A 14,393-nucleotide genomic window follows, 5' to 3' on the forward strand; every position below is an offset into this window, starting at 1 on the left:
GTCTGATGTTAAGTATTGTTAAGAGGGACACTTCGTGCGCTCGCGTTGAAGTGTCAAGTTTTGTCAAGCTGACGAGGCCGGATGGCTAGGTCAACCAGGGGGCTGTATGGCCCGCACCAGTTCGCGCTTGCGTAGGCCATGGCGATGGGCGAGGCCGGACAACTTGCGCACCGGAATACCTAGCGTGGCTGCGATTTCGGTCAGAGGTTGCCGTGGCCAGTGGACCTGCAGGTAGCGCAGGGTGGCAGTGGTGTGAAACTGATAGGGGCGGGGCATAAGGAAAAGCAGGGGCGCAAAGAGTGAGTTGGCGGGCTATAGAGTCCCTGGCAGCGAAGTCGCTAAATCGAAGCGAGACGCAGGAGTGAAAAGCCCCAAAACATGTCAACTATTGTCAACAGGGTCCGCCCAAAAAACAGGTGTGGAGCAGGCTCAAAAAGCTGCCGCTAGCAGGCGTGCGGGCTGTTTTTGAGCCCGCGCGGTTGAGGTGGCCCGCGCACACGCATTTGGATGTCAAGTTTGGTCAAATTGGGCATCAGAATATCGGTTATATAAGTGGTCGGTGCTCATCGAGCAACTGTGACAATGCGGCCCCGTCCGGTGAACTCTGCCGCGAGCTGATGCGGGGATTCTTCGCCTTGGGGTAGTTGGCTGCCGCTGCGCCAGGTGGGGGCCGGTGCCGGCGTACTATCGGCCACTGGCTCGCTGAGCAGCCGTTGGGCCGGGCGGTCCTCTTCGAATGTTCCTCCCCACACTTCATAAGCCAGTGGGTCGTTGAAGGGTGTCCAGCCGTTGAAGTAGTAGCGGTTGGTTTTCCAATCGAAGGTGACAAGCACAGCGGGCATTGATTCGCCAGGAGCAATCGTGCCCACCGAGCCGGGATGGCCAACGAGCTTGTGGCTTTTGACTTTGTGCCAGTAGAGCTCCACCGACGTGTCACCTTCGATGTGCTTATTGGGCCGGTGCACCGCTCCAATCACGAGGGCCATGTTTTCCCACGTCTGCCCGCCGCTGATGGCTGCTCCATCCGGCACAGCCCGGGAGTTACCAAAAGCCATGCCCTCCAAACGTTTCGGGTGGGCCGTGATAACCAAGTGTTGCCGCGTGTCGGCGGCCCACGAGGTGCACATGTCCAGCACGCCAATCAGATAGGCTTCGATGCCGCCCATGCCGACCTGGGCCGAATGGTCCGCCTTATTCCACGGGTCGAAGAGGGAATGGTCGACACCGAAGTGGGCAATAGCGGCCTCGAAGTAGGCCAGGATGTGGCCCGGGGTTTTGCCCATGCCCCGCGGCGGGCTCACCACCACAAAGTGCTCGCGAATGAAGTCCTTGGCCAGCGCGTAGTCTTTCAGCGAGAGCTTCCGGGCCCAGTCGCGGTCGGGGTTACGGCCGGTCAGCGAGTGAATCAAGCCGTCGTAAATGTCCTGGGGTCGGCCGTTCTCGGGCGAGTAAATGGCCGTTTTCTTGCCGGCGAACACGGCCCGGTAGAGCAGCAGCTGGTAATAGAGCTCGGTTTTGCCGTGCCCAGGCCAGCCGGTAATCACGTTGGTGTAGCCCGGCATCCAGGTGAAGTGCTTGTCGATGAACGGGACGTGGGTGGTCTGGCCTTTCTCGCGGCCGTTGGTGTACTCGTGTTTCATGCTGGCCCACATGGCGTCCGTGACGGGGAACAGGGCATCGAGTGGGTTATCGATGCGGGGCAGCTGCCCGGGGGTGCCGGTAGCTTTGGTGGTGGCGTCGGCCGGCGGGCGCTGGCTGCGGGGGAAGCGTGGGGCTGAGCTCATAGGTAGGCCGGCCGGCCGAGGTGATGGGAGGTGATTGATGCGAGAGCCATGCGCTGAGCAAGTGGCAAGGCGGCCCGTGCCTCGGCGCAGGGGCCGGTGAGGAAGGCCCAGTTGCGCTGCATGAGGGGCGTGAAAGGAGTGGGTTGGACGTACTGAATCATGCGATAGGCCAGCGCCTCCCAATCCGGCTGGGCCGCGCGGGCTTCTTCGGCTTGCTCCACATCCTCCACGTAATCGGCCACGGCATCCACTAGGGCAGCGCAGCGGTCAGCGTGCTTATTGGGCGACGGAGTGCGGTTTACATAGGCCGCAATGGGCTCCACGGCGGCCAGCAGGGCAGTGGTATCGGGTTTCATGCGGTAGCGGCTTGGCGTTGTTGGCGGTTGGCAATGCGCTGCTGAAGCGCGGCCTGGGCCGCGGCTTCCTTGGCGGCCATAGCACCGGGGTCGAGCACGGAATCAGCAGCCACAGGACACGGAGCAGGAGCTGGCGCAGCCGAGAAGCCGGGCGCGCATGTTGGGGTGGTAGCGTTCCCTTCATCACGCCAGCACTCGCCATTGAGCCAAGTGAGCGGATTCTTTCGGTAGCGCCGCTCAGGCGTGGCCGCCACGTAGGCCGGTACTTTGGCGAAAGCTTCCAGGCGCTGCGCCGGCGTGAGCTTGTCCCACGCTTTTCTTGATTTCACCGTGTCAACTTTCTTGGCGAAGGCATCCCAAAACGGTTCGAACGGCACGTCGTTTTCAACGTCATTCTTTGAGGCTGAATTTTCAGCACTCACCGCGCGACGCGCAGTGTTTGTTTTAGTTTTAGTTTGTTCTATATAGGGGCTTACCTCAGGTAAGCCTTCTGGTAAGCCTTCCGGTAAGTGTTTGCTGTGTTCTTCAGCCTGAACACTTACCTGAGGTAAGCCTTCTGGTAAGTGTTTCGTATTTGGAACACTTACCTCAGGTAAGCCTTTGGCAAGGCAGAAGCGGTAGGCAGTAGGGCGGCGGTTCTGTCCTTCGGTGTAATCGATAAGCCCCGCCTTTTTGAGAGTCAAGCGGCATTTGATAATCGCTTTTTCTGAGCAGCCCAACGCACTGGTAAGCACAGAGTTTTTGGCGCTGAATTCGGCGGGCCAGCCCTCGTCATTGCACATGGCCACCAGCTCGAAAAATAAGTAAGCCTCCAACGGGGTAAAGTCCCAGCGTAGGCGCAGTTTTCGGAACTGGTTGGTGAGGGCGTAGCCGTTGAGTGAGGGGGCGGACATTAGCGTACGGAAATCGGTGGGCGGGCTGTGAGCAGCCGGAAGCGGCGGTCGGTGGGGTGGGAGGCATGAGCGAGGTGACCAGCCGTAAACAGTTCGCGCAAGGCCAGGCCCACGGTGCGCAGGGTCAGCTGAAGGCGCCGGGCGAGGTAGTCATTGCCCACGGCGAGTGGGCCGGGCGTGGGCTGGCGACTGTGCAAAGCGAGCAATTCGGCAAGCACGAACTTGGCAGCCGGCGACACGGGCAAAGCCAGCACCGCACCGGGAATGGTCAGACCCTCCGATTTGCTGGCGGGGACAAACGAATAATCAGGAAGAGGAGCTGGCATCTAGGCTAAGCGGGTGGGAGTTCGGCCGGGGTAATACCCGCGCGCAGCATGGCAGCAAAAGCAGCGGGTAGGGCTTGCGGAATCCCGGCGGCAGCCAATTGCTCCAGCGTGCGGCCGCGTTCTACTTGCTCATCCATGAAGGCAGCGGCAGCAGCCTTCGCCGGCTCCAAACGGCGCAGCACCTGCCGGCCCGACAGCGCTCGTACGCGTAGCCCGCGAGCCACTGCATCGCGCACGTACTGGCTAGGAGTGCGGGCTGTTAAGTATTTCATCACGCCCCGATGGTGGTTCATGATGTCGTTGGGGTCGTTGTTGAGCCGTAGCAGTCGCGAGGCAGTAGCCTTCACGCGTTGCACCTGCACATCGGGCCGGGTGAAATCAGTCAGAGGCGTAGCCTCCCGTTGCGGGGCCTGCAACTGGGCCTCCATCCGTTCGAATTGAGCGATGTACCCCTGCTTGAACTCGGCAGCTTTATGGCCCGTAAAGCCCATGGCCAAAAACGTGAAACCTGAGCGGGTCATCACGACGGCCCGTTGCTGCCGCTTGCGCTGGTCGAGGTAAGTAATCGGCGCAAAATTGAGCCGTGAAAATTCAGCGTCGCAATAGAGATTACTCAAGGCACGGAGCACCGCCTTGTGCGTTTTGCCAAAGGCCTGGGCCACGCGCCGTGAGTCGGTAACGGGATTGCCTTTGGCGGAGGAGTAAACAAGGATACTCATTTAGTAAGGCATTTGGATGCTGAAGCAGACGGCCGAAACATCTGCCCCTGACTTGAATTAGAGTAGAGGCACTAGGCAGCCGCGTAGTGCTCGAAGTCGTCGTAGTAAATGGGCTGTGTGGAGAGTGAAAGGGTAAGAAAAGGCAATAGGGGGCCGGGCCGGGCTGGGCGGCATGAGATAAATTCCACAAAATGAAGTATGTATTAAGCTGGCGGTTTGCCCTTTGGCCTAGCCGGCTTGGAGGTGCGCTGCTGCTGAGTGCCCGCGCTTAGCACATCGGCGCGCTTGAGGTAGGCGCGACCGCCGATCTTGGTGTATTTCATCACCCCGCGCCTTTTCCATTCGTGCACGGTAGCCACGCACACATCCAGCAGGGCGGCGGCTTGGGGCACGGTCAGCAACTCGTCGGCAGCCAGTGAGGTCGTTCCGACGGGCTGGGCCTTAGCCAGCTCGAAGCGAATGAGGGCGCGCATGTCCTCGAGCAGCTGCTGATACTCCACGCCCTGGGTGATGATGGCTTGCATGGTATGGGGCTGCTAAGCGGCTGAGATGCTGGCCAGCTTTTGCGAGGTAGCCAAGCCGCCTGATGCTTCAGCCATCCGAATAGCTTCCTGAACGGCTTTGTGTCCGGGGGCCCCACGTTTAAGCGCCCGACTAACGCAAGAAGTGGAGAGGCCGACCTTCTTTGCAATGGCCCCCACGCTACCATAAGGGAGCAATGAGGTTATGCTAGTTTTTGCGTTCATCGTAGTGTTATTGCTTTCAGTTGCGTAGTATTGTCACTGCGGAAGCAAATATACAGTGTTGCCACTTCAATTTTTAGTAGATATACTATAATTTGAAGTGGCAACACTGTATGTTATTGGTTGCCAATGCATAATATTTTTTTCATATGACTAAAAATGCTCTGGGCGCAGAAATCTTAAAGGTGCGCAAACTCCTGAAATTGACTCAAAATCAACTTGGGATGAAAGTTGGTGTATCCGGAGGAGCCATATCCCAATTCGAAAAGGGGCTTAGTAAGCCGTCAGAGGAAACTCTAAATAGACTAATCGTTATTTTAGAATGCGACCTGAAGCCATTGTGGCTTGAAGCGCCTAGCCCAGATAAGTTAGACGACACCTTTCAGACAATACCCTTGTATCCTATTGCGGCCTACCCAATAATGGCAGGGTGGACCGAACTCACGGAAGTAAATTTGCCTCGCTTTATGACGTACAATGAAGTGCCTGTCTTGACCCTAGAAAATGTCGATTACCACTTTGCTTGGGCATTTGAGGTCAAAGGCAATAGCATGGCCCCCCGTTACCCGCATCGGTCCCGGTACGTTGTGAATGGCTCTAGTCTTGAAAATTCTGAATTGAGAAGCGCAACTGGCGTCTATCTTTTCATTATAAATGATTTTCCAATTATGGTGCGCCGAGTCATTTCTAATGACGCAAGTGGGCTTACCCTTAAAGCTGATGCGACAGGCGAAGAACTAACATTAGAGCTGAATTGGCTAAAAGAAATGATAGACCGTCGTCAGTGTCTTATGTTCAAGCTCGGGCAAGCCATTCATTTACCGCCAGAGGAATAAAAACCCCGCTCCTCAGAAGCGAAGGGCGAGGCTTTCGCTAAGGGATATGGTGGGCTACCCGACCAAATAGTACATGCTAATTATCAACTCGTAGTTAGGCTGTTTATTATCAGTCACCTGAGGCATTGAAGTAGTAGAAGGATGTTGCTGGGACGTCGACGGGCTTTTTCGTAATGCTGGGTTACATCTCAATTCCACCATCAGGCAGACCCAGCCCCGCCTGGTCACGCCCTCGTCTTTTCTCTACTGCCTCCCGAAACTGCTCCACAAAGTCCCGGCCATTGGGACGTAGCTCGGCACTGCTGAAGCGCATCCCGTTTTTCTCGTGCGTCAAGGTGAAGCTGGTGGGGCTGAGGACTTCCAGCACGTAGCTGTTTTTGAGGAACATGGGGGCCATGTCCATTACCTGCTGGAGTGGCTTAAGCAACTGCTTGACCAGCGCGCCCTCAATATCGCGCTGGTGCTTTTGGCGCATCTCTTGCCCCCAGGCCGTTAGCTTCTCCGATAACGGTTCTCGCTGCAGGTGCTTCATGACTGCGCTTAGATGATTGAGATTCGTCTTGTCAGCCCGGGCTTTCTGCTCTGCCAGCTCAGTGGTACGAGTAGCCAGCTCCTTTTGCACCTGCTGCACCTGTGTGGTGAGGGCGCCCGTTTGAGTCGTCAGTTCCGCGCGGATTTCCACCACCAAGCTCTGGCTGCTGGCCAAGCGCTTCTCCAGCACCCGGGCCCGCTCCCGCTCGTGGGCGTTGGCCGTAGCCACGGTGGCCAGCTCCTCAATCTTCTTATTAGCTTGTTCCTGCAGCCGGGCGAATTGAGAGTTGAACGCGGCTTGTGATTCTTGGCGGTACTGCTCGGTGCTCGTGCGCTCGTGCGGGACCGGCAGCCGATACGGCGCGATGGCCAAGGGGCGAGCTAATTCCATCAGCTGCTCCTTGCTCATCAGCTGGGCCCCGTGGTAGCGGCGCACGTCTTCGTGATTGGCCGTGCTGTACTTGATGCCCCGCTCCAGCCCGTGGGGCGCCATCGCTAGGCCGTAGTCGGTTTGCAGCTGGTGCAGGCGGGCCGGGCTGAACACGTCCCGGCAGCTGAGCCGGCCGTCCGGGGTGAGGGGCACCACGAGCACGTGCAGGTGCGGGGTGATTTCGTCCTGGTGCAGCATGAAGCCGATTACGTTCTTCGCCCCAAACTGCTGCTGCACAAACTTGAGATTGTCCTTTACCCAGGGCGCGTTTATCAGGTCGGCCGTCCGCCCGTCGGCGCCGCGGGGGAAGCCGTCGGCGCTGGCCGTTAGCACCAGCTCCACTAGGCGCACCGCGTCCCGTCGCCGCGGCACTAGGTTGAGTTCCGCCAGGCGCTCGTTGGCCAGCTGCAGGTAGGGGCGGCGTTCGAAGTTCACGTACTCCATATTGCGCCAGGTCTGGGCTGGGTCCGCGTTGGGCGTCTCCTCCAGCCGGTAGTTGTGCTGGGTGGCGCTGGTGGCCATGCCCGGAGTTTTGAGCTTGCTGACGAGAAGAATGGCGTACGGCATGACAGGAAGGGGTAGAAGGTCGGATGCGTAATGGGTTACACATCGGGTCTGATTATGAAAACCAGGGTAGTTTCCAGGCCCGGGCGATGCGTAATGGGTTACACATCCAACTTGGCTGTTCGGTGAAAAACCCTAGGTCAACCGTAAGCTAAGTGCCTAATCGTCATTGTTGCAACATTCCCCGCTTACTGGCCCGAAATAGTTTCCCTGGGGTTAAGTCTGTACTTCGTCAGCAACAAGCAAAAGAGCTGTCTTACCCAGCATAAGTCCCCTCCAGAGTAGGCCGGACCAACGCCAAAGCAGTCAGGGTATCCAGCAGTGGGCGTACTTTTTCCGGGCGGGTACGAATAAAATAAGCAGCTACCTGACCAGTGGTGAGGGGCTTTTCTGATTGCTGCACTACCATCCGAATAGCTCGCATCTGCTCCGCCAACTCCGCTGGCCAAGCCTGAGCTGTTCCCGTCGCAGCACCATTTGCCAGTGTCGCTGTCAGCCCCAATCCGGCTTGTTGCTCCAGTTGTTTGGGGGCCTGATAAGCAGGTCGCAGATGCTGTACCACACCGGCCGCCTCCTCTGCTGCCCTGACCTGATTGAGTTGCACCAGCTTCCCCAATAGTTCGGCTTCCGATAGGTCAGCGGCCCACCCATAAGCCTGCACTACCACCGCATCCAACCGTTGATGTAGACTGAGCAGCACCGAGGCCAGGCCCTGCTGATTGGTCAGTTGCTCTTTAGGAGAGAGTGCCGTCCCTGCTCGTAGCTTTTCGACGACGTTGTAGAGGTCCGTCAGCGTGAGAGATGTGTGCTGGGCCTGCTGTCGTTTTCGATGGGCATCCAGCTGCTCGGCCAACTCACGTATCTGGTCTTGCTGGCTGGGCGTGGCTGTGGGGAAAGGAAATGCCTGAAAGCAACGGCTGCTATTGTACCGTAAGTCATTGCCCACGCCCATTCGCCCGCCCGCTGAGGCTGCCCACCAGGTATGCAGCCGGCTCGAAAGCACGCCCAGGTGATAAGCATCCGCGGTGGCAATGGCAACGAGCATGTGGTCGGGCGCTACCTCACTCTCCAGGAACTGAAATACTCGGTGCTTGGCTGTTTCCGGCGTGGCGATGTAGCGAGGAAGTCCGTGTACGGCTGCCCTGAGTCCTTTTCGGGTTTCTCCAAATTGCCACCAGACCTCTTTGAGGCGCTTGCGGTTATTGTGGTCGCGTTCGGGCTTCACGCGTTCCAGCAGCCACTGATAAAGCTCGGGGTAATCAGCCAGCAGTTGCACTTCCGTCAGCCCGAACATATCCAACAGGTACACTCCCCGGGGCCGGGACGTCAGGTCCTTCCCGTTGCGATAGGGGCGGATGCGCTGCTCCAGGCCCGCGACGGTGCCCAGTCCAAGCTGCGCCGCTTCTGTGGCCGTGACGATGAAGCCTGACCCAGCCAGCATCATGCCGTTGCTCGATATGCCAGAATTCGCCCGGAGTGCTTGTGCCGCGGCCACATCCGCGCCCACTGTCAGGTCCGCATTGATTATGCCCTGCACTTCCCGTAGTTCGACCGCCGGCGCGTCTTCGCCCGGTACCGTGAGTTCGTGCACCACTTCGGCCAGTACTCCGGGCTGGCCTGCGCCAGCAACTGCCACCGTGAGCGCAACCCGCACCGCTGCTCCGTTGCCGGCCTCTACCCACGGGTGGTCGGGGATAGCAAAGGTCACCGACAACGACTGCGGACCAGCTGCCAGGTGCTCCTGAATGACCCGGCGGTTGAATGTCTGAGTAATGGAGTTGGTGGTGATGAAGCCGAAGCGGTCGGCCAGCCCCGTCTGCACCGCACGGGCCGCATTGTCCCACCAGTACATCACCAGGTCGGCCGACTCGGGCACCCGACCGCGATAGGCCTGGCGTAAAGCCTCGACATACCCATCCCCCAGGGCCCCACGCATGGCCTTGTCGCCAAGAAACGGCGGGTTGCCCACGATGAAGTCCGCGGCGGGCCACTCGGCCGGCTGGGCGTCGGGGTAGTCGACGACGGGCACCTGGGCGGTTTCGTCGGGGATAGGCTTGCCGGTGGCCGGGTGGGGTCTGGTGGAGAGGCCGTCCCAGCGCGTGACCGGGCGCCCCTGCGCATCGAGCCGCGGTACCGGTGTACCGTGCTGGAGCACGGCGTCCTGCTGCCGGATGTTTCGGTGGCTGTCAAGCAGGGGCTCGGCCAGTTGCGTCAGGCCATGGGTACGCAGGTGCCACTGCAGGTAGCCGATGCGCAGTACCACATCAGCAATTGCGGCTGCCCGGGGGTTGAGCTCCAGGCCCAGCAGCTGGCGCGGGCTCACGGTGGTGCCTTCCCCCAGGTCGAGCAGGCCGGTCTGCCCGAAGCCGTTGATGGCCGCAAGCACTTCCCCTTCGAGCCGTTTGAGGTGCTCGAGCGTGACGTACAGGAAATTCCCGGTGCCGCAGGCCGGGTCCAGGATGCGGACCGACGTGAGCCGGCGTAGAAACCGGACGAGCTCCGCCCGGGCTTCCTTCGGGTTGTCGTCGTCGAGTCGTCGGGCGCTGGCTGCCTGAGCGGCTGCCCATTCCTGGCGCAGCGGGTCGAGCACAGTCGGCACCACCAGGCGCTCAACGTAGCGGCGCGGCGTGTAGTGCGCCCCGAGGCGGTGGCGCTCGCCCGGGTCCAGCGCCCGTTCGAGCAGCGTACCAAAGATGGCGGGCTCTACCTGCGTCCAGTCGGCTTTAGCGGCTTCCTGCAGCAGCGTGAGCTGCGGCTCAGATAGGAGCAGGGCGCGCGCCTCGTGGAAGAGCTGCCCGTTGAAGCGCCGCAGGCGAGCGCGCAGGTCGGGGGCAAATCCGCCGGTGTCCATCGTGTGCCAGAGGCTTTCCAATGCGTCGGGCAGCAACTGGCGTAGCTCCTCGGTGGCGGCGTAGGCAGTAAGCAGTCCGGAAAATGAGTCTTTGGGAATCAGGGCCGCGTCCTCGGCAAACATGGTGAAGAGGCAGCGCATGAGAAAATGCGCAACGACCTCCGAGCTGTGGCCGGCCGCTTCGAGCTGGGTGGAGAGGATGGCCAGTTGCCCGGCCAGTTGCCGCGTGACCTGAGCGGCCCGGCGGCTCGGGTCCAGTTGCTGAGGAGCGGTGAACAACAGGCGCAGCCGCTGCTGCACGGGCTCTTCGGCCAATTCGCTGAGCTGCAGCCGGAAGGTCTGCGAGTCCGGGAAAGGGACATAGTTATCGCCGACGCCGGCAAAGTTGCTGTACAGGTCAAGGCAGTAGCCCACGTCGACGACCACGATGAAGGGTGGGCGGGGCTCGCTGGCCGGCAGCGCCCGTACGTAACCCAACGCCTGCTGGCGGGCTGCCTCCATCACCTGGCGCCACTTCGCGGAGCCCCGCACAGCATGCCCGCGGCGTGTTTTCTCAACGGGTAGGCCTAACTCTTTTCGCTCACGTTCAGAGTCAGTTCTCCCGCGTTCCCGCGTTCCCGCGTTCCCGCGTTCCCGCGTTCCCGCGTTTTAAATCATCGGTAAGAGAAAAATCTTCAAAACTACCTACCCCTTGCTTCGTTTCCAATACAAAGCACCCTCTTTTGTAGAGGTCGATGCGGCCAGTGCTGGCCTTGCTGCTAGGTCCGTTGTTGAAGGTCACAGCGCGCTCAAAAACGTAGGCATCCTGTGTGGGTTTGTCCGTTGTCGCCTCAGGCCGCGGTACTTCAAGCAGGTCGCACAATTCCGTTAGGAACAAACCATAGTTGGCTCGCTCCGCTCCGCCAGCACCTTGCCATCTGGTCTGGAATTCAGCATGAGTCATAGTTGGGGTAGGTAGATGCCTTTGAGTGTGGAACATGCTCTCTTCCCCACTGCCTATTTTCGATGATAGCCAGGTGGAGAAAGAACAATTACCCCAAACATAGTGCTGCCATCACGAGTCGAGCCGCCGTGGACTACTGCCCACTGCCGCAATACACCGGGGCTGCGGTCGGGGCTCTTTCGTGTTTGATAAAACTTTCACTTATATAAGCTACACCAATTTCCCTGGCCATGGATAACGTCCCGATTACGCTCACTCTCGTCAGTGGCCAGGTGCTGGCTGTCACACTAAGCAACCCATCTGAAGCGCGGGTGCTTGCCGACGTTGCCGCCGCCATTGGGGCCGCGCGTGCCACTGCCGAGGTCGGCATCCGCACATACCATTTGGGCACCAGACCTACCCCGGGCCGCGGCTACGACGACCGCTTAACAATGCGCATGGGCTGCGGTAGAACAAAAATCCGTGGGTTGCTGGCCTTAAGCCCCCGCCGTGGCGGGCTGCGCCACCAGCGGGTAGGCCGTAAATACATTGTGAGCGAAGCTGCCGTGCGCGAGTGGTTCGGCGATAACCTGTAGACAACTTGCTATGCCCGCTATTATTGAATTTGTCACGCCAACCGAACACCAGAAACTCGTCGAGGAAGTGGCTTACCTGCGGCTCCTAGTTGCCGACTTACTTGATTCTTTAGATGACGAAGTAAACACTAGCACCGCCCTTAGGCTGACTGGCATCAAGTCCCGGACCACGTTGATTGCGGAGCGCAATCGCCCCGAAACGCTGCTTCGCTACTCGAGCCACGGCCGAAGCATATCTTATTCCCGTGCTTCGTGTCTTGCTTATAAGCGTGCATGGCGTATAAAGCAGTAGCAAGGGGTTGGTGAGTGTACCCATGTTCTCTAGTGCCAGCGATGGGGAGGGTGAGTTTTTTATAAATAACCCTACCCTCGAGCAAGGCAAAAAAGTCTTGCCGTGGGTTGTACTATGTTTAACTTTTTTAACCCCCAACTCAGCCAGAAAAAGCTACTGTGCCTATGCGTGTTGTTTACCCTCGCGCTATTCATTTTCGCACCAACCGTCACAATACCGGTTGGACTGTTTGTAACCATTGCAGGCGGACTCTATACCCTTCTTTCCCACTTTGCGACTCCTTCCAAGTAAAGAGTAAGTAATCCGAAAAGCCCTGGCCTCTTGGTCAGGGTTTTTCTTTTTTCATTGTTCTTGTGCGTAGCGACGTGCGCCGATGGCTGATGGACGAATAGCGAGGAAGGCCCAAACATGTCATCAATTGTTAACAGGCGGCTGCCACATGGAGCAGCGTTAGGGCATGGCGCACGCACGCAAGGGGTAGTATGGTGTTAGGTAGATACCCAGCGAATGATTCGTCAGGGCGACAACGAATGAGGTCGCGTGCACGCGTACTGCTCGCAAAATTCGGCAAGGGGGAGGAAGCGGGTAGCGCGGGCGTATTCTGAGGCTGGGACTTGTGCGCCCGCATTGGGGTGTTGCATTGTGTTGCGTGTAGCCAAATCAATGGTTCGCCAGGCTGAAGACAGTTGGGGCTTCGCGTGTGCGCGTACTGCTTGCAAAACCCCTTGTCGTGCTGTCCACGGCGCATGCTGCACTAGTCACATGCTCAGGCACCGCCGTACACCCGATGAAACTCCCGGCTCACCACATCGGCTGTGATGTTGACGTAGCGCTTAAAGCTAGCCCAGCTCTTGTGCCCGGTTATTTTCATCACCAGCTCAGGTCGTAGGCCCTGCTCTAAGGCCAGCGTGGCAAAGGTGCGCCGGCCGGTGTGGCACGTCAGGCGCTGCCACTTCGGAAGCGTCTCGCTCTCGCGTTTGCCGCCGCGGTAACGCACGACCTCCACGGGAGTTGCCAATTCGGCACGTTGTCCAAGCTCTTTTAAAAATCGGTTAAGTACTTGGTTAGCCACCGGTCGCAACTCACCAGTTGCCATTTGGGCCACGAGGGCGGCCGCCTCGGGTCGTAACGGCACCGCTACCACGTCCTTCGTTTTATGCATTACGAGTCGCAGCATCGTGCCTCGTACGTGCTCCGGACGGATGCTCACCAGGTCTGAGTAGCGCAGGCCCGTGTAGCAGCTGAGCAGAAATAGCCCGCGAGCGTTGTCGAGGTAACTGCCGGCCGGCAATGGTAACGCCGCTAGGTGCGCGAGCTCGTCGGCCGTAAGGGTCATCACGTCGGGCTCGCGGCGAGCCCAGTTCAATTTTAGATAATACACGTTGGTGTGCAGCCCACGGGCAGCCGCCCACTTCATGAACACCTTAATCCGCGAAAGGACCTTGCTAATTGTATTGTCCGTTAGGTTCGCGGGTCCCATTAGGTAGGCTGTAAATCTGTCGCCGAAAGCCGGGGTGATGGTATCAAAATCGACGGCGTATTTATTGACCCTAGCAAAATCGCGCAAGTGACGAGCGGCGGTGGCGTAGGTTTTGGCTGTGCCGAGCAGGCCAGAAGCCCGCTTGAGGCTGAGCCATTCCTCCATGTGCTGCCAGAAGCTTATTGCAGCGGTGGCTACTTGTGCTTCGGCAGGCACGGGCACGATGGCCTCCCGCAGAGCTTCCGTTGTGGGCAGTAAGCCTTGGGCCCGGTGGTCACCGTAGCAAGCGAGTAATTGCTTTTCGGCCAGTTCTAGGGTGTCGTTGAGAGAACCGTTCTCTGGATAACCCCGCACCTGGGCGCGTTGGTCGGCTTTGAGCCACTGCTTGGGCAGGATGCTCAGGCCAGTGTAAATCTTGGCGCGTTGTCCGTCGAAACTGAGAAAGGCAAAAATGGGAGTCGCCTTGACGGCGTTGGGTTCCTTCAGCAGGAACGAGACAGAAGCCATGGAGTAGGGGGAAAGTTGCCGCCCTAAAACTACACGCTGTCCCCCGTTCAGGGGACAGCCGGGGGACAAACTACCCGATTAATAGGGACACTGCCTAGATGAATGCCGAGAGGCGTTTTTATAAAAGCTTGCTCACGGTGTCATAGAGGGTCTTTTAATGGCTGTATTCATCTGGCGGGGTCAGGGGGTGCGGGCCCAAACGGGGCCATTCTATTAAGACCCTTCCCCGTCCGGGAAGGGTCTTTTTTTGTTTTTGGACTGTGCTCAAAGGAATATCAACCCGAAGGACTGAACATTGAAAATGTGGCGGTTTAGCAAGGTTTATTAACTCCGGCTCGGGCAATCTTACCCTGCCCCAACCATTTGGGCGCGTTGAAAGAGGCACTCGATGCGGAAGTCAACGGCTAGGCCCAATACCCCACGCTAGATGCCTTCGGCCACCAAATACATTCACAAGCATTGAGCGCTATTGACTTGTTAGAGCCTTATCCAGAGGTCTTTTTTTATGCGCGGTTTTGTTTGTCGAAATCAGGACTTTCAGGGCGTCAGTAAGAACGCAGAGA

General features: G+C 58.7%; 13 protein-coding genes. 2 read left to right on the plus strand and 11 right to left on the minus strand.

All coding sequences use genetic code 11. The features are described from left to right. Positions 1-90: 90 nt before the first annotated feature. The 7 genes from BMZ66_RS01795 to BMZ66_RS01825 all read right to left on the minus strand — a co-directional run bounded on the left by BMZ66_RS01795 (position 91) and on the right by BMZ66_RS01825 (position 4,602). The gene (locus tag BMZ66_RS01795; protein ID WP_092668364.1) at positions 91-276 is read right to left on the minus strand and encodes a hypothetical protein; all 186 of its coding nucleotides are present in this window, start codon (positions 274-276) and stop codon (positions 91-93) included. A gap of 287 nt (positions 277-563) precedes the next feature. Further along, on the minus strand, positions 564-1,784 hold the full coding sequence (locus BMZ66_RS01800; protein WP_092668366.1) for a hypothetical protein: 1,221 nt from the start codon (positions 1,782-1,784) through the stop codon (positions 564-566). Then, positions 1,781-2,140 carry a hypothetical protein gene (locus BMZ66_RS01805; RefSeq protein ID WP_092668368.1) on the minus strand — a complete coding sequence of 120 codons (360 nt, stop codon included), beginning with the start codon at positions 2,138-2,140 and terminating at the stop codon, positions 1,781-1,783. Before BMZ66_RS01805 ends, BMZ66_RS01800 begins: the two co-directional genes overlap by 4 nt. Then, positions 2,137-3,033: an LvrA C-terminal domain-related protein gene (locus BMZ66_RS01810; RefSeq protein ID WP_092668370.1), complete on the minus strand. Its 897-nt coding sequence runs from the start codon at positions 3,031-3,033 to the stop codon at positions 2,137-2,139. The genes BMZ66_RS01805 and BMZ66_RS01810 overlap by 4 nt, the downstream gene beginning before the upstream one ends. Next, a complete protein-coding gene (locus BMZ66_RS01815; RefSeq protein ID WP_092668373.1) occupies positions 3,033-3,359 on the minus strand; it encodes a hypothetical protein in 327 nt (108 codons plus the stop codon). Before BMZ66_RS01815 ends, BMZ66_RS01810 begins: the two co-directional genes overlap by 1 nt. Positions 3,360-3,364: 5 nt before the next feature. Further along, a complete protein-coding gene (locus BMZ66_RS01820; RefSeq protein WP_092668375.1) occupies positions 3,365-4,078 on the minus strand; it encodes a Rha family transcriptional regulator in 714 nt (237 codons plus the stop codon). A gap of 203 nt (positions 4,079-4,281) precedes the next feature. After that, positions 4,282-4,602, minus strand: a complete 321-nt coding sequence (locus BMZ66_RS01825; protein ID WP_092668377.1) for a helix-turn-helix domain-containing protein — start codon at positions 4,600-4,602, stop codon at positions 4,282-4,284. Positions 4,603-4,970: 368 nt separating this feature from the next. Between BMZ66_RS01825 and BMZ66_RS01830 the strand changes: the two genes are divergently transcribed. Next, a complete protein-coding gene (locus BMZ66_RS01830; protein WP_092668379.1) occupies positions 4,971-5,657 on the plus strand; it encodes an XRE family transcriptional regulator in 687 nt (228 codons plus the stop codon). Between the two features lie 181 nt (positions 5,658-5,838). Here the strand turns inward: BMZ66_RS01830 and mobV are convergent, their stop codons facing one another. The 3 genes from mobV to BMZ66_RS25445 form a co-directional block, all read right to left on the minus strand. Beyond that, positions 5,839-7,185: a MobV family relaxase gene (gene mobV, locus BMZ66_RS01835; protein ID WP_092668381.1), complete on the minus strand. Its 1,347-nt coding sequence runs from the start codon at positions 7,183-7,185 to the stop codon at positions 5,839-5,841. Positions 7,186-7,438: 253 nt separating this feature from the next. Further along, positions 7,439-10,564 carry a class I SAM-dependent DNA methyltransferase gene (locus BMZ66_RS25440; protein WP_177204554.1) on the minus strand — a complete coding sequence of 1,042 codons (3,126 nt, stop codon included), beginning with the start codon at positions 10,562-10,564 and terminating at the stop codon, positions 7,439-7,441. Between the two features lie 61 nt (positions 10,565-10,625). Continuing rightward, positions 10,626-10,976 (minus strand): type IIL restriction-modification enzyme MmeI, encoded by a 351-nt coding sequence (locus BMZ66_RS25445; protein ID WP_177204555.1) that lies wholly within the window; start codon positions 10,974-10,976, stop codon positions 10,626-10,628. Positions 10,977-11,206: 230 nt separating this feature from the next. Here BMZ66_RS25445 and BMZ66_RS01845 point away from each other — a divergent pair, with 230 nt between their 5' ends. Continuing rightward, positions 11,207-11,551: a MerR family transcriptional regulator gene (locus BMZ66_RS01845; protein WP_092668383.1), complete on the plus strand. Its 345-nt coding sequence runs from the start codon at positions 11,207-11,209 to the stop codon at positions 11,549-11,551. Between the two features lie 1,058 nt (positions 11,552-12,609). Here the strand turns inward: BMZ66_RS01845 and BMZ66_RS01855 are convergent. After that, on the minus strand, positions 12,610-13,830 hold the full coding sequence (locus BMZ66_RS01855; RefSeq protein ID WP_092668387.1) for a site-specific integrase: 1,221 nt from the start codon (positions 13,828-13,830) through the stop codon (positions 12,610-12,612). Positions 13,831-14,393: the final 563 nt, after the last annotated feature.

This window comes from Hymenobacter arizonensis (assembly GCF_900115775.1).
In the GTDB taxonomy this organism is placed as follows: Bacteria; Bacteroidota; Bacteroidia; order Cytophagales; family Hymenobacteraceae; genus Hymenobacter; species Hymenobacter arizonensis.